Origin of the sequence: Methanosarcina sp. (assembly GCF_049706645.1) — an archaeon.
Classification (GTDB): Archaea; Halobacteriota; Methanosarcinia; order Methanosarcinales; family Methanosarcinaceae; genus Methanosarcina.
Map to the genome: position 1 here is coordinate 1 of NZ_JBNAKP010000001.1, position 23241 is coordinate 23241.

25 protein-coding genes and 2 tRNA genes are annotated in these 23241 nt (G+C 40.9%); 21 read left to right on the top strand and 6 right to left on the bottom strand.

The window, feature by feature from the left end:
- The coding region (locus tag ACPK8D_RS00005) for a hypothetical protein (RefSeq protein ID WP_424715868.1) at nt 1–208 on the bottom strand (208 nt) is incomplete at its 3' end.
- A 797-nt stretch (nt 209–1005) separates the two neighbouring features.
- Here ACPK8D_RS00005 and ACPK8D_RS00010 point away from each other — a divergent pair.
- The 6 genes from ACPK8D_RS00010 to ACPK8D_RS00035 all read left to right on the top strand — a co-directional run bounded on the left by ACPK8D_RS00010 (nt 1006) and on the right by ACPK8D_RS00035 (nt 4530).
- Nucleotides 1006–1440, top strand: a complete 435-nt coding sequence (locus ACPK8D_RS00010) for a hypothetical protein (RefSeq protein ID WP_424715790.1) — start codon at nt 1006–1008, stop codon at nt 1438–1440.
- 3 nt (nt 1441–1443) lie between these two features.
- On the top strand, nt 1444–1605 hold the full coding sequence (locus tag ACPK8D_RS00015; RefSeq protein WP_424715791.1) for a hypothetical protein: 162 nt from the start codon (nt 1444–1446) through the stop codon (nt 1603–1605).
- A 339-nt stretch (nt 1606–1944) separates the two neighbouring features.
- Complete coding sequence (locus ACPK8D_RS00020) at nt 1945–2286, top strand: glycosyltransferase family 2 protein (RefSeq protein WP_424715792.1); 342 nt, start codon at nt 1945–1947, stop codon at nt 2284–2286.
- A 35-nt stretch (nt 2287–2321) separates the two neighbouring features.
- Nucleotides 2322–2534, top strand: coding sequence for a hypothetical protein (locus ACPK8D_RS00025; RefSeq protein ID WP_424715793.1), 213 nt, complete (start codon nt 2322–2324; stop codon nt 2532–2534).
- 671 nt (nt 2535–3205) lie between these two features.
- Nucleotides 3206–3676 carry a hypothetical protein gene (locus ACPK8D_RS00030; RefSeq protein WP_424715794.1) on the top strand — a complete coding sequence of 157 codons (471 nt, stop codon included), beginning with the start codon at nt 3206–3208 and terminating at the stop codon, nt 3674–3676.
- Nucleotides 3677–4089: 413 nt separating this feature from the next.
- The gene (locus ACPK8D_RS00035; RefSeq protein ID WP_424715795.1) at nt 4090–4530 is read left to right on the top strand and encodes a PEF-CTERM sorting domain-containing protein; all 441 of its coding nucleotides are present in this window, start codon (nt 4090–4092) and stop codon (nt 4528–4530) included.
- A 35-nt stretch (nt 4531–4565) separates the two neighbouring features.
- Here the strand turns inward: ACPK8D_RS00035 and ACPK8D_RS00040 are convergent, their stop codons facing one another.
- Nucleotides 4566–4691 carry a hypothetical protein gene (locus tag ACPK8D_RS00040; RefSeq protein ID WP_424715796.1) on the bottom strand — a complete coding sequence of 42 codons (126 nt, stop codon included), beginning with the start codon at nt 4689–4691 and terminating at the stop codon, nt 4566–4568.
- 151 nt (nt 4692–4842) lie between these two features.
- Here ACPK8D_RS00040 and ACPK8D_RS00045 point away from each other — a divergent pair, with 151 nt between their 5' ends.
- The 7 genes from ACPK8D_RS00045 (at nt 4843) to ACPK8D_RS00075 (ending at nt 8035) form a co-directional block, all read left to right on the top strand.
- Entirely contained in the window at nt 4843–5067 is a 225-nt protein-coding gene (locus ACPK8D_RS00045) for a hypothetical protein (protein WP_424715797.1), read from the top strand.
- 119 nt (nt 5068–5186) lie between these two features.
- Nucleotides 5187–5390 (top strand): hypothetical protein, encoded by a 204-nt coding sequence (locus ACPK8D_RS00050; RefSeq protein WP_424715798.1) that lies wholly within the window; start codon nt 5187–5189, stop codon nt 5388–5390.
- A gap of 70 nt (nt 5391–5460) precedes the next feature.
- Complete coding sequence (locus ACPK8D_RS00055) at nt 5461–5670, top strand: hypothetical protein (RefSeq protein WP_424715799.1); 210 nt, start codon at nt 5461–5463, stop codon at nt 5668–5670.
- Nucleotides 5667–6050 carry a hypothetical protein gene (locus ACPK8D_RS00060; protein ID WP_424715800.1) on the top strand — a complete coding sequence of 128 codons (384 nt, stop codon included), beginning with the start codon at nt 5667–5669 and terminating at the stop codon, nt 6048–6050. Before ACPK8D_RS00055 ends, ACPK8D_RS00060 begins: the two co-directional genes overlap by 4 nt.
- A gap of 4 nt (nt 6051–6054) precedes the next feature.
- Nucleotides 6055–6297, top strand: coding sequence for a hypothetical protein (locus tag ACPK8D_RS00065; RefSeq protein ID WP_424715801.1), 243 nt, complete (start codon nt 6055–6057; stop codon nt 6295–6297).
- Nucleotides 6298–6844: 547 nt separating this feature from the next.
- Nucleotides 6845–7198 carry a hypothetical protein gene (locus tag ACPK8D_RS00070; RefSeq protein WP_424715802.1) on the top strand — a complete coding sequence of 118 codons (354 nt, stop codon included), beginning with the start codon at nt 6845–6847 and terminating at the stop codon, nt 7196–7198.
- Nucleotides 7199–7315: 117 nt separating this feature from the next.
- A complete protein-coding gene (locus tag ACPK8D_RS00075; RefSeq protein ID WP_424715803.1) occupies nt 7316–8035 on the top strand; it encodes a restriction endonuclease in 720 nt (239 codons plus the stop codon).
- Nucleotides 8036–8190: 155 nt separating this feature from the next.
- Here ACPK8D_RS00075 and ACPK8D_RS00080 read toward each other — a convergent pair.
- A tRNA-Leu gene (locus ACPK8D_RS00080) sits at nt 8191–8273 on the bottom strand.
- Nucleotides 8274–8639: 366 nt separating this feature from the next.
- Nucleotides 8640–8957, bottom strand: coding sequence for a divalent-cation tolerance protein CutA (cutA, locus tag ACPK8D_RS00085; protein WP_424715804.1), 318 nt, complete (start codon nt 8955–8957; stop codon nt 8640–8642).
- A gap of 722 nt (nt 8958–9679) precedes the next feature.
- On the opposite strand from cutA, the gene ACPK8D_RS00090 reads away from it, so the two are divergent.
- The 4 genes from ACPK8D_RS00090 (at nt 9680) to ACPK8D_RS00105 (ending at nt 14716) form a co-directional block, all read left to right on the top strand.
- Entirely contained in the window at nt 9680–11491 is a 1812-nt protein-coding gene (locus tag ACPK8D_RS00090; RefSeq protein WP_424715805.1) for a site-2 protease family protein, read from the top strand.
- Nucleotides 11492–11854: 363 nt separating this feature from the next.
- Nucleotides 11855–12898: a potassium channel family protein gene (locus tag ACPK8D_RS00095; protein WP_424715806.1), complete on the top strand. Its 1044-nt coding sequence runs from the start codon at nt 11855–11857 to the stop codon at nt 12896–12898.
- Nucleotides 12899–13114: 216 nt separating this feature from the next.
- Nucleotides 13115–13792 carry a potassium channel family protein gene (locus tag ACPK8D_RS00100; RefSeq protein ID WP_424715807.1) on the top strand — a complete coding sequence of 226 codons (678 nt, stop codon included), beginning with the start codon at nt 13115–13117 and terminating at the stop codon, nt 13790–13792.
- A 213-nt stretch (nt 13793–14005) separates the two neighbouring features.
- The gene (locus ACPK8D_RS00105) at nt 14006–14716 is read left to right on the top strand and encodes an RAD55 family ATPase (RefSeq protein ID WP_424715808.1); all 711 of its coding nucleotides are present in this window, start codon (nt 14006–14008) and stop codon (nt 14714–14716) included.
- Nucleotides 14717–14992: 276 nt separating this feature from the next.
- Here the strand turns inward: ACPK8D_RS00105 and ACPK8D_RS00110 are convergent, their stop codons facing one another.
- The gene (locus ACPK8D_RS00110; protein ID WP_424715809.1) at nt 14993–15850 is read right to left on the bottom strand and encodes a response regulator; all 858 of its coding nucleotides are present in this window, start codon (nt 15848–15850) and stop codon (nt 14993–14995) included.
- Nucleotides 15840–16562, bottom strand: a complete 723-nt coding sequence (locus ACPK8D_RS00115) for an ATPase domain-containing protein (protein WP_424715810.1) — start codon at nt 16560–16562, stop codon at nt 15840–15842. The genes ACPK8D_RS00110 and ACPK8D_RS00115 overlap by 11 nt, the downstream gene beginning before the upstream one ends.
- A 622-nt stretch (nt 16563–17184) precedes the next feature.
- Between ACPK8D_RS00115 and ACPK8D_RS00120 the strand changes: the two genes are divergently transcribed.
- The 4 genes from ACPK8D_RS00120 to ileS all read left to right on the top strand — a co-directional run bounded on the left by ACPK8D_RS00120 (nt 17185) and on the right by ileS (nt 23222).
- Nucleotides 17185–17278 (top strand) — tRNA-Arg (locus tag ACPK8D_RS00120).
- Nucleotides 17279–17783: 505 nt separating this feature from the next.
- Nucleotides 17784–18869, top strand: coding sequence for a DUF7544 domain-containing protein (locus ACPK8D_RS00125; protein ID WP_424715811.1), 1086 nt, complete (start codon nt 17784–17786; stop codon nt 18867–18869).
- A 321-nt stretch (nt 18870–19190) separates the two neighbouring features.
- On the top strand, nt 19191–19388 hold the full coding sequence (locus ACPK8D_RS00130; RefSeq protein ID WP_424715812.1) for an MM0924 family protein: 198 nt from the start codon (nt 19191–19193) through the stop codon (nt 19386–19388).
- A 657-nt stretch (nt 19389–20045) separates the two neighbouring features.
- Nucleotides 20046–23222 carry an isoleucine--tRNA ligase gene (gene ileS, locus ACPK8D_RS00135; RefSeq protein WP_424715813.1) on the top strand — a complete coding sequence of 1059 codons (3177 nt, stop codon included), beginning with the start codon at nt 20046–20048 and terminating at the stop codon, nt 23220–23222.
- Nucleotides 23223–23241 lie beyond the last annotated feature (19 nt).

A 23241-nucleotide genomic window follows, 5' to 3' on the forward strand; every position in this document is an offset into this window, starting at 1 on the left:
CTTTCTGCAGAATTAGAGCATACATTTCTACAATCAGAAAGAATAGTTTGCCTGTTATAGAGGGTATTCTTGCGGCGCTCAAAGGAGCGCCGCTAACTATACCCTGAATAGTTACAAATAAAGAATGGATCCAAACAGGACATGATGAAGCCAGGGAATTAAAAAAAATATATGAGATGATGCTTTTTATTGTTATTGGAATAGCCATAGTTTATGGCTTCTTACGACTCATTTTCAATATTTGAAAAGGTTTTTTACGCTATTGATTATTTTTCTTGGTTAACTTGTGTGATTTAAAGGGCTAAACTCTCAGGTTAAAGTATAGGCTTATTCTCGGGCTCTCGATACAATTTTTCCTTAAGGGTATAACGAATTTATAGTCTGGGGGTATTTTTAAAGCGTCTTAGATGGGCTTATAATTGTTCAGTCTCTTGATAGCAATTTTATTACAGTTTTACTTCATAGTTTACTATAAAGCATAAACTTATATGCTATTTACTAAATAGTATACTATAAAGTAAGATATAAGGAGCGCTACAGATGATCTACACAAGAGAACTGGCAAGGATTAAAGCGACTCAAAAAGCATGGGAATACAGACACTACGGAAGACCGACACAAAGATCGACTCCTGTGTAATTCAAAGAATGGCTCAAGCAGAGAATCGAGAAATGCCAAAAAGAGCAGGGTTTTACTTTTGAACTCCTGACCCCTGGACTAATCCGAATTAAGAGGCCTGGGCAAAATGCCTTACTTCGAACGGTTGCAGATTTTGCGAAAGAATACAGAGAGGAAAACCTCTATAAGTTCAATTCTTGTTTTTTCGAAAACGTCTTAAGTTGTGCTCTGAATGTTAAATGAAGGTACAGAGATGAGGTATCATAAAAATATAATATGCCCATATTGTAAAGAGGCGTTCACTAGATACGAGAAGTTAAAACAGCACATAGAAGAATCTCACAAAGGGCAACAAATACCGGAGTGGATATTAAAAGAGGTTAATAAATGACTGAAAGAAAACGAAGGCAAGGACAGAAGGGAGTAAAAACGATAAAAGAAATCTGCCCGAAGTGTGGCGAATATCTGAAACGAACTTATACACGGGAATTAGTGGATGGTAAACAGCGTTTTGTTAAATCCGGCTGGTCCTGTCCTTCCTCAGCCTGTGAGTATGTTGTGAAAGATTATGTAGAGCTTAGTGAAGGTGAACCTGTGGATAATGTAAAAAACTTTGCAGAAGCTTGCTGTGATCAGAACAGCTTAAAAGAGCTTAAAGCAGCTCTTGCAGGAGACGCAGACGAAACCGATATGAAAACATGGCACCTAACCGAAGATCAATGGCGCAAAGCTCTAGAAGTTGCCATAATTGCAATGGAGAACAATCTCAGTGTAGACGAGGCAATTAAGTGTATTTGTGATGAAGAGGACCAGGAGGCTTAAACCGTGCTTATAACAATTCAAGCTGGAGATATCTACCGGACGTATAACACCGAATCCCTAGATGATTATCATCAAAAATTACTTGAAAATCGAGTAATGGAACTTATAGAAATGGCGGATATTTGGTATGGGAGAGAAAGCACAGAAGAAGACCAGGAAGAATAAAACAGTAATTACTTTTTTCTTTCCTTTTTGTCCTACTGTTCATCTGCGGATCTGTGCAGGCCTGGCGGGATATCCGTCTAAAATCAATGTCTCGTTACCTTTCCTATTTACGATAATACTTTTATAAAGATTTGTGTGACGAATCGGATTCGAACCCACGAATACTTTCGTAACGGATATTAAGTCTGTCGCCTTTAATCTGACTTCTTGCCGTAACTCACAAGAAACGAAAACAAAATTAGTAAATCAAGAGAAAACGAGAAATAAGCGAAAATAGAAAATTCTAATAAGTTTAGTGCGGGAGAAGGGATTGTTAATTGGAGTGTAATCTATGGGGGCATGTTTATAGTTTCAGTTGTAATTCCTGTCTATAATAAAGAGCCACATGTTAAAAGAGCGTTAAGATCTGTTCTGAATCAAACAGTTCAGGATTTCGAAATGATTGTTATTAATGATAGATCAACAGATAAAAGTTTACAGGAAGTTAAAAGTTTCAGTGACCCTAGAATTCGATTAATTAGTCAGGAGAATTCAGGCGTTTCAATCGCGTGCAACAGAGGAATTGATGAAGCTAAATCCGAACTTATAGCTTTTCTGGATGCGGATGACGAATGGATACCAGATTATCTTGAAACGATTTTAAGGCTTCGGGAAAGTTATCGGATGCAGGCATGTATGTAACTTCACTGAAAACTGAGTTAACTGATAATGTGTTGATGGATAAAGATGAAGAATTAAGGAAGCTTATTCCGGACGAAGGGTTACTATTAAATTATTTTAAAGTATGCCTGAAAAAAACCGCATCCGAGCGTGAACTATTCAGTACCTGTTCAGTAACAGTTCCTAAAAAAGTGTTTTCAGAAATTGGAGGATTTCAGACCGTCTTCTGGTGGGGTGAAGAGTTGATATGTAGGGCAGGATTGCCCTGAAATGCCCCATTGCATACAGCAGTCAGGTGTGCGCCATTTATTATCAAAACATTGTCAATAGTGCTTCACAAAGAAAAAAGCCTGTAGAGATTCATCCTTTTGTAATAACGGGAAAAGAGTCTCTAATGCTTTGTGGGGTGCCACATGAAGTTATAACAGATTTAGAGGAATATATAAAACACGTTGAAATGTCTACAGCAAAACACAACAAGAGGCTGGTGATAGAAGTCTGGCTTTTAATCTTCTAACCAGAAATGATACCAGGTTAGCCTACAAAAAATCTTAATTGGAGTAATTCTCTCAACGACCATCGAAAGGAATTTCCCGATGTTTTCTAAATTTGTACTAAAAAATAGTATTTTTGTGGAGATCCTTTCCGGCTTGTGGTAGATGATACAAGAGGCTTAAGCCTAAAGGCTTAGGAATTCCTTTTATTATCAGCTGAGAAACAGGCGCAGACAATTAATTTTTATTGTCCTTCTAAGCAGTACACCGAAGAAGAAGCGGAAGAAGTAAGAATGGAAATATTAGAACGACTTTCAAGGATTAGAGAAGGGCAAAGGTTGCCAATTATCTAAATATATGATCCTGTTACAATTTCTCTAAATCGCCACGTTGATTATATTTACCACTATAGAAAAGTCTAATATCTTACTAACTGTCTATATGATATGAAGAAGTTAAATCTTGATGAAATTATCATTTTGAATATAACAATATACCTGATATTTGCTACAACGATAAAGGATTTTATGCCTTCTGATGCTGATTATACTGAATTTTCAAAACTCATGTCTAATTATTATGGGCAGGCGGTTGTGGCTTTAATATTTGCATATATGTATACTAAATTTGATTTTGACTATCTTAATTTGAAAAAGCGGTATTTTGATCGGGGTTTATTTCTCAATTTGATTTTAACTAACATTTTATTTTTTATTATAATAAAGTACCCTTCGGATTCAATTAAGCAGGTTGCGTGGCTAATTGAAACTGCTTTATTAATGGCTTATACTTTAGGAATACCAGGGTTACTTGGAGGATTCTCGTTTCTTATGATGATATCAATAGCAGTTAAGAATATAATTTCTCCACTATTTAGAAATAAAAATGTAAGAAAACATAAAATTAGACTAAAATGAGATCAGGTGTCACTGAGTAACCTTTTTTCATCTTCTATTTGTGGATATATAAGGAAGTTTCATTACGAAAACTTCCAGAAAGGCTTTTTTTTTCCCCGGGCACTTTAATGACCTTCTGATTAATCAATGTTTGAACCTGCAGGAGATAATTATTATAGGTGTGTTTAAGGTTATCTTCTCTCTGGCTGTCCTTCTCAATTATCTCTAAATATTTTTCTTTGTGGGCTTCTTCGAGATTATTTATTTGACAAATTGCAATTTACTTAATATTATAATTGTCTGAATAAAATAGAAATGTTTAATTTATTTTAAACATTGGAGTTAAACGGAGGGAATTTGACACGAAAAAGAAGGACCCCAATAGAACACACAGAGAACATTCACTTATTAGAGTTTTAGGAATAACAGTTCTGTTGCTAGTAACGGCAGTGAATATTGCAAGTGCAGAACAGACTATAATTGATAGTATAACCACAGATCCAGAGCATCCGAGATATGTTTTTCAAAGAACAGGGTTATATTACTCTTATTTTACTATTATAGTTCACGTTACTAATCCACCTCCGGGAGGACAATTGTATTATACTAACTATTGTCTCTATGGACAAACAACAATAGATGATAATGGGATGGCATCATTTCCTGCAACTTTGCAGATCAATATTCCATACGAGCATGAATGTCTACCTCATTTTCATCTAGAAGTCTCTGATGCTGCTGGAAATCTTGTAGCGAGTGCTGAAAAATCTATAACAATTTACAGGCCTGGTGAAATTCCTGAATTTCCTTCGATTGCTTTGCCGTTGGCTTGCATAATTGGATTGATTCTGGTTGTAGGACGTAGAAAAGAATGATTGATAGTTGATCATGAAATTATTTTCTTCTCATGTCACCAACATTTCCAAAATTGCTTTTTTTCTCCAAGCGCTTCTATCTGCTTAACCTCTACATTCTTGAAGTAATGGGCGAACATATCAAGCCTGCTTACTTCTCTTGTAAGGTCCTCTATTCTCATATCCCTCTCTCTTCTAGTAGTATTCGTTTATCCAGTACTCTAAAAAACCTCTCTAAAAGGCTCTAAATCTCACATTCTCTTATTATCGTTTTTATTTTTACAAGTAAAGTATATAAACTTTACTGCTTATAAAGTAAATAGAGGTAAAATAATGAGCGCAACAGGATACACAAGAGAACTCGCAAGAATTAAAGCAACTCAGAAAGCATGGGAATATAGAAAATATGGCAGACCAATGAAAAAGCCGGAACCAATGAGCTTTAATGAATGGCTCCGGGCTGGAATGGATCACTACAAAAAAGAATATGGGTTCACCTATGAACTATCGACCCCTAGCATGATGAGGATAAACAGCCAGGGCAAAGCAGCATATTGAGAACATGTGCAAACTTCAGAGAGGAATACGAGACTGACTACCTCTCTAAATTCTAAATTTTTGCCTTTTCGAAACTATCTTTGTTGCGCTCAATGTAGATAGAAAAGACGGTGTAGAACATGGCTAAACTAACAGCGACATACAATGGGCAGACTTTTAAGAGATCAACTGATAGAACTTACACACATGTACTGATTACCAGGGACGAAGGCGAAACCTGGGAAGCTAAATCAAGGGCTGGAAGCCTTACCCTTGAACAGAAAAGGATAAACGAGTTTACCAAGGAAAACCGGGAAGTAAAAATTATTTCGGTCAACTCCTAAATTTTGAGGCATGGATGAAAGATAAAAGGCGCGAACCCTACAATACTCCGAAGAATTCAAGGCGGCTGTCATGGCTGCCTTTCCCTCTTCTGAACGCATGCGGCGAATGCTGGAAGAAAACGCTTTTTCTCTCGGGTATTCCCTTTCCGAAGGCGGGATAAACTCCATAGATCCGTCTCTGGTTGATGCATGCCAGCAGGAAAAACTATTAAGGATTGCCCGTGATGCGGTGGAGAAAAGGCGATTATATGAGATGTGGCAAAACGAGGTATACGAATGACTGAACGAGCACCTAATAGACCAGGTAAAGCTGAACCCTGGCCAGCACGACAAAGAAAACTGACTATGCAGCTGCACCCATCGGATAGAATATTTTTCAGGTCCGTTAATGCTCGGGGTATCCCTGCGGGAGTCGGAGCCGGGAACGCGGGGAAGGCATGCACAGTGATTATAGGACACAAGCAGATAGAAGGGCTGGAGAAGGTCCGGAGCTTCAGGGACCTGGAAGAATTCTCAGGCTCTTCTGTGGAGATCTTCCCGGAAGACCTGGCGTTTTCTTGCCTGGTTGATTCTGTAGGGGCTCCCTATTCTGTGGGAATTCCGAATAAGGGAAAGGATGTTACAATTATAGTCCATGGAGAAGAAGAAACGGAGGAATAAAAGCATGAAAATGTCAATAATTGAAGCACTTGAAAAATTAGCAGAGCTCAACAACTACGAAGAAATTTTAGTAAAAATCAAAGATGACGAACCCACTCCAATTGATTTAGAAATTCATGATATCCGGAATTTCGCGGATGATCCGGACCAAAAATTTGATTTGATAGTCACAGAGTACACAATCCGAGAGCTAGATGAAAATGGAAAAGAAAAGTTAGGAGAACCTCTTTATAGAGTGGTTAAATAATCGATTCTTTCTTTCCTTTTTGTATTCTTTCTCTTGCTTCCTTTTTTCTCTTTCACCTGGTTGGATTCCCTCCGGATCCGTGAGGACCTGCAGTAAAATGTTATCCCTTTTGTGTTAAAATAGAAGGCATGTATCTGTCAGGCCTTGCAGTATATCAGGCTAAAAACAGTAAAGGCTTTCCAGATTGGAGAACGCTTTTAAAAAAGAGTAAATCATTTGTCTTATCAATCCGGTCGGAGTGTAACACAGGTTCTGTAAAATCGCAATAGAAGAGAAACTGAGAAAATGCATATGTCTTCGGGTAAAACCTATGCATATCTTTGCTTCTGAAATAACTAACCTTTTCACCATAAAGATAAACCAATTTTATAAAACTTTGAGTAAAATGAGAAAGTTTAAGACTGTAATACAGGTTTAAGTTATTAAGATATTACATATAAAATTAAATATATGAGTCTAGAATAATGGAACCCAACAATAATAGTGAAGAGTCCTCTATTGAAATATCTTAATACGAGTTGGTAACAAATTTTTAGGACTGGGGGACATGAGTGATAAAATACCAGTGCAGTTTGATAAGCCAATTGAAACAGAATTGAAAAAAAAGAGAAAAATGTCGTTTCCCGCTTTCATCTGTTGGCTCATAATTGATATTCTACTTTTAGGATCTGGGCATGCTATTTTATTTCTTCTGGTTTCGACGTTGTTATTGTGGGGGGTTGTAGCAAAAAAACCTCTAGACCAGTCAAATAATGTTTTAGTACCACCGGTAGAGTACACATTATCTAAAAACAAAAAATATGACGAAATACCAGCATACAGAGTAGGAAATACACTTGCAGCACGCCCAGCAAAATATAAAGAAGGTCCAGGATACAGATTAGTAGAAAAAGTACAGTAAAAACAGCACAATACACATTCGCTGAAATAGATGAAATGGATGGATTTAAATTCGAAAAGTATATGAAGCAGGTTTTTGAAAGCTTAGAATATTCAGTACATCATACCCCGTTATCAGGTGATCAGGAGTGCAGACCTTGTTTTAACATCAAACGAGGGAATAAGAACTGCTGTTCAGGTCAAAAGGTATTCAAGTAAAGTCTCAAATGGTGCAGTACAGGAAGTTGTAGCTGCAAAAGGTTTGTACAAATGCACTCAAGGCATGGTAGTTACAAATAATTATTTTACTGATTGTGCCAAACAATTGGCTAAAGCGAACGGTATTGAGTTAATTGATAGAAATGAGCTTAGAAAGCTGATCAATAAAATTTCACATACTGTAAATCAGGATCAAGAATGGTTACGACATTTTCATAGATCCTCATCATTATTAAACGCCTATTTGCCAAGAATAAAAACTGATTTTAAAAATCTTAGTTATACAACTCTCGCAAGCTTTGACAGCAAGATACAAAAAGCCATGGACGAGAATAGCGAATATACTGCTTCTTCTAGATTTGTAGATGCTAGAAAGGAGTGGGGGGCAGCTCTTCTAAATTTTAACGCTGCTGGAGTATATTCGACGTTACACCCAAACGGAGGGAAAATATGTGATGTAACTAATCCAGAAGCCTGTGCAAATTTGAAGGCACTTCTGGAATCATGCTTTAGCCATCTGAATAGGACAAATGCAGCCATAGAAGTTGCAGTGTTAGACAATCTCAATCTAAACGAAGAGAATTATTCTGAAGAGAGAGCCTCCTCTATAGAGGATACATTGAAACTTACTTTCAAATAAAAACATCTCTTTATTTTTAATAAGAAGTTAACTCTTTATCTAGCGGGCTACCTTTAATCTGACTTCTTGCCGTAACTCACAAGAAACGAAAACAAAATTAGTAAATCAAGAGAAAATGAGAAATAAGCGAAAATAGAAAATTCTAATAAGTTTAGTGCGGGAGAAGGGATTCGAACCCCTGAACGCCTGCGCGAATAGATCTTGAGTCTACCACCGTTGACCGCTTGGTTACTCCCGCCTGTTGTCGAGTTATCTGTTTTGTCTAAATATTATCCCGTCTTCCGGATATATCTTGAACCTACCACTGTTGACCGCTTGGTTACTCCGCTTTTTCCGGAATCCAATAAGGTAACGATAGAACTAGCATATAAAGCTAATCCTGTAAGTAAGCTATCCTGAAGTTATGTTAATTCTGTAAGTAATAATCTTTCCTGTAAAAACTTAAATTAAAAATTTAAATTCGGGAGATCTTGAAATACTATTAAGTTTTTAATTATTTTTTTCGGCTCAGAATTTTGGGCTCAGAATTTTCAACTTCGGATTTTTCGGCTTTAAATTTTTCTATTTAAGCCTTCCTGCTTAACACTTTAAGCCCGCCTGATTTTCAGGCCCCTTCTCCTGAACTGTTAACGTGAACCCAGTCAAGGTACTCCCGTTCTCCTTCAATTCCCCAGAATTCTATTGCAGGCATTTCATACGTGTGTAATGACTTTACAAGCCTTGTAATTTCTTCAAAGCGTGAAGAATCGGTTTTTACAAACAAAGCGATCTCGTTGTCTTCTTCGAGCTTTTCATTCCATCGGTAGACCGAAGAGACGGGAAACATATTCACGCAGGCTGCAAGTCTCCTGGAAACCAGTTCTCTTGCGATCTGCGACGCATTCTCCATATTTCCGGCAGTAATATATACAATTCCAAGCATGGGCAGAAACCTCACGGAAACCTGATATCGCGAACAATATAATGTAAAGCACATTATTCCTATGTAACTAGTATCTATCGCCTCTTGCTATAGTTATCTACCGCCTCTGGCCACAGAATTTATCGCTTCTGATCCTAAATATCGCCTTTAGCCGTAGAATTGGCTTTCAGGGCGGCCGGTTCATGCTTCCACAGCCATTTCACATAAACTTATACGATCATTTCACATAAGCTCATACAATCATTTCACATAAGTTTGTATAACCGTTTTATATAAACTTCCATATACGTTTTTATATAATTATGATGTATTACTATGTATTACTATGTACCTTTTTCCAGATAGGAGCCTTTTGAAAAAGGAATGGCAATATGTATCGATTTAAAATAGTAAGGCATACTATAACATTTTTATATCATATGGAGCACTAAAGCTCAACATGATGAATTAATTGGCGCAGACGCAGAGTTTTATATCAACCATATTAAAATTATAGATATATGCTCTCAACAGCTATAGACTTAAGCTAATTCAAAATTCATATTCATTTAGCTTAATTAATAGCCGGTTCAGCTAAATCAATAAGAGGCTAAACTTGATTTATAACTGACTCAACTTAATCAGTAATTGTCTAAGCTTAATTCATAACTGGTTGAGCTTAATTCACAATCGGTTAAGCTTAATTCACAATCGGTTAGGCTTAATAGTTTCGGAGAATTTCCTTGAGTGGCACAAGCATTGTACTGGGTATTTTTTTAATGTACTGGTTCCTTATCTCCTTTCTTGATAGAAAGGGGATTCTGGAGAAGTATAACATAAGCACATTCGGGCCGCTTCCCATCCTCATGATCAGAACAACAAAAGGGCTTAAACTGCTGGATGTTCTGGCCCGCCCGAAGCTTTACTGGAGGAGCTTTGCAAATCTCGGGATCCTGCTGATGTTCGCAGGCATGATTGCAATGTTCCTGGTCATAGCTCTCTCGGACCTTGCGCTGTATACTTCTTTCCTTAATGGAAACGTACCGGAGCCGGGAAAATACAATGCTCCGAGAAATATCCTGCTTATCCCGGGAGTAAACGAATTCATTCCTTTTACCTGGGGAGTTATTGCGCTCATAGTCACGCTTGTCGTGCACGAATTCTCGCATGCGATACTTTGCAGAGTTGAAGGCATCAGGGTCAAATCAATGGGTATCCTGTTTGCTCTGGTTCCTGTCGGAGGTTTTGCAGAGCCTGATGATGAACAGCTTTTCGGGACGAAGGAAAAAGCGGAAAGAGAACTTCCTCTGACAGCCACGATTGAGGAAATCGAGGAATGGGAAAAGGGAGAGAAAATAGGGCGAGACACTGAGGAGTTGAGGCCTGAAGAATCAAAGCCTAAAGAGGCGGATTCCGGCCCTGTAATAGGCGCTACAAGGACTCAGAGAGCCCGGATTCTTGCAGCAGGCGTTATGGCCAATTTCACTGTTGCTTTTATCGCTTTCCTGCTCTTCTTCGGGCCTGTACTCGGGGCAATTGCACCTTTAAGTGATGCCATGGTCTTAAACGTAAGTGAAAGTTCTCCGGCTGACCTAGCAGGGCTAGAGGAAGGTATGATAATAACACAGATTAATGATACGGATATCACAACAGCCGTAGATCTGCTAACCTATCTCGAAACAACCAGTCCCGGAGACACTGTCCGTATCTATGCTGAAAAAAACGATACTGTCTCCATGCATGATTTAAAGGTTGTTTCCGTCCCTCCGGACTACATTGGCGGAGTGCTTGTAGGAGGTGTTGTCCCGGAAAGTCCTGCAGATGATGCAGGAATTGAAACCGGAATGACAATGGTCAGGATCAATAATACGGAAATGCAGAACATTGCAACTTTCGTAAGCTTTATGGAAACCACTCAGGCAAACCAGACCGTAAAGGTAGAGCTGCTCCCTCCTGAAAACTATACAGGCAACCTCACTGAAAACGGCACTGTAGTTTTCGATGTGCAGCTGTCTTCCAATTCTCCGGAAAATGATCGAGGTTTCCTCGGAGTCATTTATGGGAATAACGGAGTTGCGGAATTCCCTATGTTCGGGGTTTCAATATGGATGCCGCAGGCAAAAGTGTATCTTGACGCCCTCAAACAAATTCCATCCCTGCTAACCGTGCCTGCAGGCTGGATTATTCTTTTCGGACTTCCTATCTACGGATTTGCAGGTGAGGGATTCCGGGGCTTCTCAGGTACCATCATGCAGTTTTATCAGCCTGTGGGCTGGGCAGAACCTCTGGGAATAGGGATCTTCTGGATTGCAAATACCCTTCTCTGGGTTGGCTGGCTGAACTTTTATGTCGGACTGTTCAACTGTTTACCTGCTGTGCCTCTGGACGGAGGGCATGTATTTAAGGACTATACCTATTCCTTTATATACCGGCTTACAAGGAACGACTCAGTCTCGGAAAAGATCTCAAACTCTATCACAGCGAGCTTTTCGATGTTGATCCTGTTCTCGTTTATTTTCATGATATTCGGGCCTTTCATAGGACAATGGATTTGACTGACTTCGAAATTTCCGATTAAACCCTGGCCTTCACAAAAACCATAAGGCTTTGGGTTTTTACTTCCTTTTCCGGTTTTTTTATTAAGGTCGGTTTCCTCAATTTCCTTTCCCTTTTTATTTTTTATCTTTATCTTTATCTTTATTCCTTATTCCCCCACATTTAATCCCGAGGAAATTGTTCTGGTAAAATTATTCTGTAGAAATCGGTCTATAGAAATTGTTCTGTAAAAAATTATCCTGCGTAATATTATTTTTCCAAAAAATTATTCTGTTAAACTGGAGATATATAGATCTATCAGTAATAGCTATAAGACGTTTCAGTTCAATCTTTATCAGGGAAACTCAGGCAGGACTTCAAAAATGTTTACTTCAGGGAGAAAGAGAGTCGGTTTCATAACAGGGGTTCGGAAAGCACTCCGCAGGCATCCCCATATTGCATACAAAATAGCGGCTATGCTCCTGTTTGTTATATATGTCCTGACTTTCGAGTATCTCATGATCCTTGAGAACCAGCCCGAAAATGCAAATCTTATTACCGCTATCTACTGGGCCACAACCACCGTTGCGACGGTTGGGTACGGCGACGTGGTCTTTACTTCCCTGGCAGGAAGGCTTTTTACTATAATCGTACAGGTTCTTGGCATAATTTTGATTTCGGGTTTTCTTGTAACTTATATTGTTACCCCCTGGATGGACAGGGTTATCAAGTTCAGGCTGCCAAGAAGGGTCTCTTCAGGCATGAAAGATCACATAATTATCTGCGGATACAATCAACTGGTTGAGACCCTTATAGACGAGTTGACCGAACAGGATATGCTTTTCGTAGTAGTAGAAGACGAAGAAGAACTCATCAGGGAACTTGTTTATAAAAACATTCCCTGCATTTTCGGATCTCCGAGTGATAAGCAAACCCTTAAGAACGCTGGTATAGAGAAAGCCAAACTGCTTATTGCAAATAAATCGGATGAAAGAAACGCGAATATTGTTTTGACGGCCAGGGAATTTCAGCATATAAACATTATTGCCATTGTTGAGGATCGATCGAACTCGAAATACCTCAAATATGCAGGAGCTGATACGGTTGTCTCTCCCAAATCGATGTTCGGGCAGTTTATCGGAAAAAAGGCAATGGACAGGCTTGTAAGCCGGGTTACGGGGGCTACTGAGGTTTTTGAAGGGATCCATATTGTTGAGTTTCCTGTTTACCTCAAAAGCCCTCTTATAGGCAAGACGCTTAAAGAAATTTCCAGCCAGCAGCTCACGGGTGCAAAGATTGTAGGAACCTGGAAAAGCGGAACCCTTTCCTTTGATCCCAAGGAAGAAGATATTGTCAGGGAGAACTCTGTTTTGCTGGCTGTAGGAACCCGTGAGGAGCTTTCAAAACTGAAGAAACTTACACATTAATCCGGTATCATAACTAAATAAATTGACATATTAATCCAGTATTCAAAAGTGAAGGAAATTAACAGACGAGAAGGAAATTAACAGACGAATCCGATAATTTGATATATACAATAAATTTTATCCGTATGGGCAAGTAGAAGAAGGTAAAATTCAGGAATAGGAATGAAAACTTGAACTGAACTTGATAAGTGCAATTCAGAGGATTCGGGGTCAAAAATGGAGTCAAAAGGACATCTGGTCGTACTGGGATATGGAGATGTCGGAAAAAGCATAGTAGATATACTCTCTGGAGGCCCTTTTCGTTTTGTAGTTGTGGATTCTAATGACAAGGTATTTGAGAATGTCGACTTCGAGCATCTGGTTGGGAATGGGGCGGATGAAGACGTATTGCTTGCAGCCGGAGTAAAAACAGCTTCTTTTGAATTTGTGGCTCTTAATGATGATACCAATGTTATTTTCGCAACTCTTATTTCCAGAAGCCTGAATCCGGAACTTACCATTGTGGCAAGGGCAAACTCCGTAAAATCCATTGACAAGATCTACAAGGCAGGAGCGGATTATGTAGGTTCCCTTTCCATAGTAGCTGGCCAGATGCTTGCCAAAATGACTGCAAACTGCATGGGAAAAAGCTGTAGAATCGATGAGGATATAATGCTCTACGAGGGCATAGAAATCGAAAAATACCGTGTTGACAGGAGTTCTTTCCTTGATGGTAGGTCAGTAGAAGAACTTGATCTCGAAGGGCAGATCGGGTGTACTATAATAGGCATCGAACGCGGAAAGCTCGTCATAACGGCAATTAAAAAGCAAACAACAATAAGGGCAGGAGATACCGTTGCAGTTGTGGGAAGCAGCAAGCAGATTTCAGAGTTTAAGAAAAGGTACACTAATTAAAGGGACCTGTTTTTAAATTTGTTTAATTCTTTACTTCTAACTTACTCAATTCTGTTTTCAAAACTTATTTAGCTCTTGTTTAAAGCTTATTTAGCTCTTGTTTAAAGCTTACTAACTCCATTTTAAAACTTATCTAACTATTTGGGGAAGAGTATATCACTTAAGACATATTATAATAAATCAGAAACTTACCTGCGTTTAAGATGTGATAATATGGAGAGTTTGTCTACAGGGATAGAAGGGTTGGATACGCTAATGGATGGAGGTTACCCTAAAGGAAAAAGTATTCTGGTTACGGGCCCTCCCGGTGCCGGGAAAACTATTCTCAGCATTCATTTCCTGTACAGGAGCTGCAAGAAAGGCAAGAAATGCATACTGATCCTTACAAGAGAACTTACGGAAGATATCCTCAGTCAGTCCCGAAGCCTTAACCTTGACCTCAAACCTTTTCTGGAGAGCGGACAGCTCAGTATTAAGAATATCTTTGAAGACAAAATGAACAAAATCAAAAGCGCTTCCAAATTCGGAAAAGGGCTCTGTGCTGTGGACACGGATATAATCGAGTACCTCAGTTCCATATCTTCACAAGTTGATGTCATGGTTATCGACAATATAGGGGTAATGGCTATAAGTCACGATATAAAAGAGTTTGCCGATGAATTCAGTTCTATAAGTATTATACTTCTAAAGAATGGATGTACAAGCCTTTTTATCATGGATGAGGATTCTTACAACCTTACCCACAGGCTTACCGGCTATATGGTCTTCGGGCTGATCCGGCTCACCTCACAGGAGAATTTCAGCTCTGGAAAGACAAAAAAATATCTTTACATTGAAAAAATGAGGGATAAAGCTGTCCCTGTCAAGTATTCTCTATTTGATATTACCCCTGAAGGAATGAGAATAATTACGAGCATAAAATGAACTATTAACAAGCATAAAATTAACTGTTAACAAGCATAAAATTAACTGTTAACAAATAAGCATAAATTAGCTATTAACAAGCATAAAATGAACTGTTAATAGGCATGAACGTTTATTAGAAGCACGAATTAGTTAATGCGAAAGAAATAAACAGAGTAATAGAGGAGGCATCAATGTCTATAAAGGCATGAAATAACCTGCTTTAGGGATCTGGTCGTTTTTCAATCTGATGCTTCTGGAAAAAGCAGGTTTAAGAAGCCTGAGTAAAATTAGGTCTTACACTCCCTTTATAAGAAACTCACAGCAATCATTCCTGTTCCCTATAGTCTTCAGCGCTTCAACACTGAAATCAGGATCCACTTTAAAAGTTACATTTGAGAGAATTTTCCTGGTCAAAGTGCACAAAATAGGATTTTTGCGGGCTTCTTCTCCTCTCCAGGGACATTTTGTCCCCCTTACTATCCAGGAACTTTCTCCTTGACCCCTTTCTGAAGAAAAGTTTCCACCCAGCTGGTTCATAATTTCGGCACAGATCTCGCCTGCATAAGAGAAATCCATCTTCCTGTTTTCAAGGTGATACAGCTCAAGCAGCGTTTTTTCGACCATGCCTGTCATCTGGTTAATTATGACTTTCTTTTCCTCATTGGAAACAACCTGGAGCAAAGTGGGAATGATTGCAGTAAGGATATTCTGTATCCGGTTTTTTATCTCAAGGTTGTCGCGGTCAGCCATCAGCCGATCATGCAGGCATTTTACCCTGAGTAGAGACTTTACTCTGGTCCTGAGCTCAAGCCTGTTTATGGGTTTTGTAAGGAAGTCATCAGCGCCGACTTCAATTCCCTTTATCCGGTCTTGAAGTTCGGAAAGAGCCGTAAGCATCAAAACCGGAATGAACTGAGTTTCGGGATCGTTTTTGATAATTTTGCAAACATCATAGCCGCTGATCTCAGGCATCATCACATCCAGGAGAATCATATCGAGTTTCTCTTCCTTTAATTTCTGGATAGCTTCTTTTCCGCTACTGGCAGTACTAACTTCATAGGGTTCCATTGAAAGGTAGGCTTCCATAAGCTCTACATTCTCAGGCATATCGTCGACGATGAGGATTTTTGGTCTGCTATTTTTATTCTGCAAGGTTTCCTCCCCCAGACTCATGAATTTTAATCCCTTCGGATGTGATTTCAAAAATAGACATTTCAGGAGAAATAGGAGTGCTGCGCATTTTTGGTATGCTCAGGTAGCGCTCCATTTTTCCAAGATAAGAATTTTCTCTTACAAGCAGGCGGATCGTCCCATAAACCGAATATTCAGCGAGCTGGTGGGTTATATTGTGTGCAGATTCGTCCATAATTAAAAGAGCAGTGCAGCCTCTTTTTCTCACCAGGTAATTCAATGCGTCAAACTGATCCCTCAACTTCTTTATAGAGATTTTGAGAGCAAAGGTGCCTATGTTATCTATAACGAGGCATTCCGTTCCCTCCTGTATTAATTCTATAAGACTGGGAATTTCGATATCCAGACTTTCAGGCTTGAATCCGTATCTGGTCTGACCTATCATCTGCGAACGGTTCTCAAAGACTTTTTCTATAATGAGCTGTCCGCTCTCCAGAAAAGGTTTGAGGTCGCGCCCCAGCAGGCTTGCCTGGTAGAGAATATCCTCAGGAGTTTCCTCAGTTGCGATTATCATACATTTCTTGCCTTCAAGACAATTTTTATAAATGAAATGGATCCCGAAGATTGTTTTCCCACTACCTGCTATACCTGTTATAAGTGTTACTTTATTTACAGGATAACCCCCAATAAGCTTCCTGTCCAGCTCCCCTATGCCTGTCGAAACCCTCTCCATTTTTTTAGACCCTCTTTCGTTCTGTATTCTATCTTTATAGCTTCCCGCACTATGAAGTTATATAAGATCATTAGCTTGAAATTGTTAGAGCAGTTTCCAACTGACCCTGGTATTTCGAAACTGCATATAAAGAGAAAAAATATTTTCTATGTAATTCCACTTTATGGATAAGGCCCTGTCAGCCTTATGGTTTGGCCTTAATCCCGTCTATCTGACCAGTCCGGAAAATCTTTTTCCATTCTGTTTTCATTAGTTTGATATTACTTTTTATGAAATATTATCTGTTCAACTCTCTTATTTAATGGACACTGTTATTCTGTCAGACGTACTATATATTTTTATTTACTCTTCTGTTATCCTTGTCCAGTTGGAACAGTTTATACGGAAGTTTCAGGATAATCTCTTCCAGTTTAGGGTGTTTAAGATCAAAACTTTACTTTCTACCTTCTTTCATCTTCTTTAATTCCCTCCAATCTCTTCTGTCTCTTCTGTTCTTTATGCTCTCTTTCTTTAACTTCTATCTTCCTTCTATCCTGTTTCTCTCCCGGCTTCTATTTCCTGCGGCCTTAATTTTGAGAGAAAAGTTTAATATGGATAGCTTCTATCAATAGTGCTGCACCGCGGGCTCGTGGGGTAGCCAGGATATCCTAATGGGCTTCGAAGTAAGATTATTACGAAGATACCCATTGACTCGTGTTCGAATCGCGGCGGGCCCGCTAACCTATCTTTATCTGTCTCTTTTATTCCGCGAAAGTAGTGATTCTTTTTAGTTCATTTCTATCAGAGACGCAACACACGATCCCTACCCTGGAGTCAGGCGGTAAACCGGGTATCTCTTACTAGGGACGAGCGTGAGCAAAGAACGCACCCGATGGTGGCGAAACTGAAAAGCTGGTACATACGCCGCTTTGTAGAGTTTCTTTATGATTTCTTTCTTTGCACCAGGTGGTATTAAGGAGAGGCTTGAAGTCGTCTAAGGCTTTGAAGCGCTGTCCCGGTCTTGCAGTTCTAACCGCTGCTAAAGCAACATGACCCAACACTGGTCCTGGACAAAGCGAGAAACCCGAAAAGTAGTCCCACGGGACCTGAGAAGATCATGAAGCTTCTGGAAATAATTAACTTGACAAATAAATTTTGATGTTTGAACACGCTTAAATTTTTTGAAAATCTCAAATCGTATTCTCTGGATAACTATTTATCATCTGAGTAAAATTCTATATCATGAGCTGGTACGGAATAGATGCAGCAGACAGAGCTCTCTCAAGGACAAGAAAAGCTCTTTTTGAACCTTTTGATTTCTGGAAATGGGCAAAACTCGCAATTATCATTTTTCTGTTAGGCGGAGTTGTCTCGAATTACGGAGGTTCGACCAATTACAGGATGGGGTCGGAAGATTTAGAAGATAATTTTCCGGTTATTGAGCCTGGCCAGATACCTGTATTTCCTTTTGGCGCGGAGGAGCTTGGGATCAGTTATATCCAGTCTGTATCTCTCTCGGCAGTTATAATAGCAGCAATAGTTTTTATTTTTCTCTTAGCTTTGATTTTCTCGTATATTTCCAGTGTCATGGAATTTGTTTTTGTAGAGTCCCTTGTAAGAAACGAAGTGAAATTCTGGGCTTATTCACGGAGGTTTATGGAAAAGGGATTTTACCTTTTACTGGTGCGTCTAGCCCTTGGGCTGGGATTTCTGGCACTCTTCGGAATAGCCCTTCTTCCCCTTATCCCCGCTATCCTCGAAAGTTCCTCAGACTTTACCTGGCCTGCCCGGCTTGGAGGAATTTTATGGGTTGCAGGAATAATTAGCGTGCTGTTCCTGCTCGCAGCTGCAATAAATTCCCTTTTAAGCCTTGCAATTCCGGTTTCCATCTACCGGGATAAAGGAATTCTTCCGGCTTTCCGCATGGTCTATCGAAATTTCAGAAAAAGCTGGCAGGAAGTTGTTGTTTACTGGTTTATCAGGTTCTTGCTCGGGATAGGAGTGGCCATTCTTGCAATTTTCTTCTTTGTGCTGGTGATGCTGGTTTTAGGGCTCGCTTTCCTTATCTTTGACGCGGTTCTGTACTTCCTATTTTCGTCCCTGGTATCGGAACCCCTTCTCTGGATACTCCTTATACCCTTTATCGTTATAGAACTGGCTCTGATCCTGGGAGCCCTGCTTTTCCTTAATGTACCCCTTGCCGTTTTCCTGAAATACCATCTCTTGAGCTTCCTTGAAGCCTGGTTTCCAGATGCAGATATTCCTTTTTTTGATGCCTCTGCCCTGGAGCCTAAAACCGGGTTTAATGAACCTGAGCCGAATTTTTGAGCTAAAAGGCGGAATATTTAGAGCTCTGAGCAAGTAGGAAAGCTTTAGGGCTCTGAGCCAAGCTTTTAAGAGAAAAAAGACGAAGCTCGGGACTTTGGGGACTTTGAATTGTTGCCTCAGCCGATTTTCCGGTTTTCGGATCAGGTTTTCGGATCATTTTAAAATAAACTTTAATAGCCGCACCCTTTAACTTCCGGATAAAGAAACTGAGTTCAGAAACCCTGTTTTTTTAAATATAATATAGTTCCTGAAACTAACTATATCCTGAAAATTGTTTCTCCGGGATTCATCCGGAAAAGTAAAAATCGGGAGTTGAAAATAATGAAGCAGGAGTTCATTGAAAAGTATTATCTGGGTAAAGAAGTCGAAATTGATATTGGAGGGAATACCACATACAGGGGAATTGCCGCAGAGTGTAATGATGGAGTCCTCAGCCTTAAATGGACTATAAAAGAAGAAGGCTATACCCATATAGAGATAGAGAAAATCGCTGCCATGTGGAGAACGCTGAAAAAATAATAAATTACTTCACCAGGGCTTCGGGCCCAGGTTCCTTTTGTACCGGTTGCTTCTATAGTTAAGCTTTAAATCAGGAGAAAATCCTCTCCTTTTTTTCCTAGAATTAACCTGTTCTTATCCTCATCTGCCTATTAACTTCAAAGTTCACTGTCTTTAGACATAAATTACCCCTCTTGAGCAAACAAAGTGAGCGAAACGGCTCCGTGCTGTTGCACTTGCAGTGCAACTCCCCGAAAATCTTCAATTTCCTGTGCTCCCGAAGCGGAACTCGGGCGAGACAGAACTCGGGTGACAATTCGGGCAATTAGTCCTTAAGCATCATTAATAAGGCAACGGAAAGAAACAGAATAACGTTTTTCTGCCTGCGTTACAATAAAGCTTAAATCAAGTACCGCAATTACTGAATAAAATGATTGGCGTGCGGAAGATCCGTTTCTTTCAGGACAGGCAAAGGTTTTCTTTCCCGAGTACGGATATTGTGTTCGTTAAATACTTATTTGAAGTTTAATATATAAGCGGCCGGTAGTAAAGTTTTCCAACAGTCCACCGGTTAGAAATTCATTACTAATACTCGTCGGGCAGCTGCAGGATAGGACCGCACTGACCGCACTGATCGCACTTTCACTTCAGCTAATCTTTCTTCAGGGAGACCCCTATATGATAAAAGAAATCACTGCCAAGTATAACGCAGAGCAAATCGAAAAAAAGGTAACGCAGCTCTGGGAAGATAGCGATGCTTATCGAAAAACTCGGGAGCACCGCAAGACCGGAAAAAGGCTTTTTTTTGTTGACGGACCCCCATATACGACCGGACATATCCACCTGGGGACTGCCTGGAACAAGATCATTAAAGACTCTATTCTTCGCTATTATTCCATGAATAACCGTAATATCCTCGAGCGCCCTGGCTGGGACATGCACGGCCTGCCAATCGAGGTTAAAGTCGAAGGCGTGCTCGGTTTCAAATCCAAAAAGGACATTGAGAGCTTTGGGGTAGAGAATTTTATTGAAAAATGCAAGGAATTCGCCATTACCCAGAAACAGGCAATGACCGGGCAGTTCCAGAGGCTCGGGGTCTGGCTGCAGTGGGAAGACCCCTACATGACTTTAAAAGATGATTATATCGAGGCTGCCTGGTGGACCCTCAAGCAGGCCAATGACAAAGACCTCCTGGAAGTGGGCAAGCGCTCAGTCAACTGGTGCCCGCGCTGTGAGACTGCAATTGCGGACTCCGAGGTTGAATATGCCGAGAGGACCGACCCTTCGATCTATGTGAAATTTAAGATCAAAGGTGAGGAAAATACCTTCATAGTTATCTGGACAACAACCCCCTGGACGATTCCTGCAAACGTGGCTGTAGCCGTACATCCGGATTTTGAATACTCGAAATTCAGGGCAATCAGGCAGGACGGTTCTGAAGAAATCTTGATTACAGCCACAGAGCTGATCAAGAATGTCCTTAAGCAGGGCAGGTATGTCGACTACGAAGTGCTTGAGACCATGCTAGGAGAAGAACTCACAAAGCTTGAGTATGAAAGCCCTGTCTGGGATCTTGTGCCTGTGCAGAACAGGATAAAGCATGGGGTTTATCTTGCCGATTTCGTAACCGTGGAAAATACGGGCTGTGTGCACATTGCTCCGGGGCATGGTATGGACGACTTCAACCTTGGTGTAAAGTACAAACTCCCAATTCTTTGCCCTGTGGGGCCGAACGGTTCCTATACCGAGGAAGCCGGGGAATATGCAGGCAAGAATGTCAGGGAAGCAAACCCTATTGTAGTTGAAGATCTCAGGGAACGCAACAGGCTGCTCGCAGAAGGGACAATCACGCACAGGTACGGGCACTGCTGGCGCTGCAAAACGCCTATTATTTATCTGGCAACCGAACAGTGGTTCCTCAAAGTCACCGAGATCAAGGAGAAAATGCTTGAGGAAATCGATGCCGTAGACTGGTACCCTGAATGGGCAGGTTCAGCCCGTTTCAGAACCTGGGTAGAAGGTGCCAGGGATTGGTGCATCTCCAGGCAGCGCTACTGGGGAATTCCGATCCCGGTCTGGAAATGCAGGAAATGTGGTAAGCTTGAGGTAATAGGGACCAAAGCTGAACTGCTGGAAAAGTCCGGATCAGGCGGAGATATCGAACTTCACCGCCCCTATGTGGATAAAGTCACTATTCCCTGTGAATGCGGCGGAGAGAAGAAGCGCGTTGAAGACGTTTTTGATGTCTGGTTTGATTCGGCTGTCGCCTCCTGGGCTACCCTGAAGTTCCCGCAGACCACGGAGCAATTTGATGAATGGTGGCCTGCAGACTTTATTACCGAGGGGCATGATCAGACACGCGGCTGGTTTTATTCCCAGCTCGGAGCAAGCATGGTGGGTTTCGGACGAGCTCCGTATAAGAGTGTGCTCATGCACGGCTTTACGCTTGATGCAGGCGGAAAGAAAATGTCCAAGAGCCTTGGAAACGTCGTTTCCCCACTTGATATTATCGACAGATATGGGGCTGACACCCTGCGCGCCTATGTGCTTTCTTCAAGTGCGCCCTGGGAAGACCTGAAATTCAATCTGGAAGAGGTGGAGACCATCCACCGCTCAATCAATATTCTCTGGAACGTTTTCAGGTTCCCTTTGCCGTATATGGCTCTCGACAATTTTGATCCGCTGAAAGTTAGCCTGGATTCCGTAAAAGACGCGCTCAGGGAAGAGGACAGATGGATTCTTTCAAGAGTTCAGTCCGTTGTCAAAGCCGTAGACGAAGCAATGAGCGGGTACCTCCTGCATAAAGCCATGCGCGAGATCCTGGAATTTACTCTGGAAGACCTCTCCCGCTGGTATATCCAGCTTATCCGTCCAAGAACCTGGACCGAAGCCGACGACCCTGACAAGCTTGCAGCTTATTGCGTGCTTTATGAAATCTACGTAACCCTTACAAAACTGATCTCTCCTTTTATGCCATACCTGGCTGAAGAAATGTATCAGAACCTGATCCGAAACGTAGACCCGAATGCATTGGAATCGGTTCATATGAGCGACTGGCCGACGGTCAATGAAGCCTATCTTGATCCGGATCTCGAAGCGGCCATGAATACCGTGCGTTCTATTGTAGAAGCCGCCTCAAACGCCCGCCAGAAAGCAGGAAGAAAGCTCAGGTGGCCTGTATCCCGAATAATTGTCTCGCCTGAAAGCGAGGGTGCAGCAAAGGCTGTCGAGAGCTTAAGCTCAGTCCTTATGGACCAGACCAATTCCAAGGCGATTGTGCTGACGCGCGTCGCTGAGAGCTGGGATGAGCTCGGGCTTGAAGTGATCCCTGATCCGGGCAAAATAGGCCCTGTTTTCAAGAAGGACGCAGGAAAAGTCATCCCTGCCCTGCAGAAGCTTGACGGCTTTGCCCTGAAAAAAGCCTTTGCCGAGGCCGGCGAGTTTGAACTCTCCCTTGCAGACGGAACAACTGTCACAGTAACTCCTGGCATGGCAAATTTCAAAGAGACCCTGCCCGAAGGTACCGCAAGTGCAGAATCCGATGCCGGGCTTGTCTATGTGGATGCGAACCTGACTCCCGAACTGGAAGCTGAAGGGTATGCAAGGGAAGTCATTCGCAGGCTTCAGGATATGCGGAAGGAACTTGACCTGGTAGTGGATGAAAATATCCGGGCTTCTGTCCGAATCGAAGATGAAAGGGTTTTGAAGCTTGTTGAAACCCTCAAGGACCTGGTCGCAGAAGAAGTAAGAGCCGAGATCCTTGACCTTGGCAGTGATGTCGATGTTTCCGGAGCTCTTGTAAAGGATTGGGATGTCGAAGGCATTGCCATGAAGATGGGTATCGCAAAGAAGTAAACTCTAAAAGGGTTGAAAA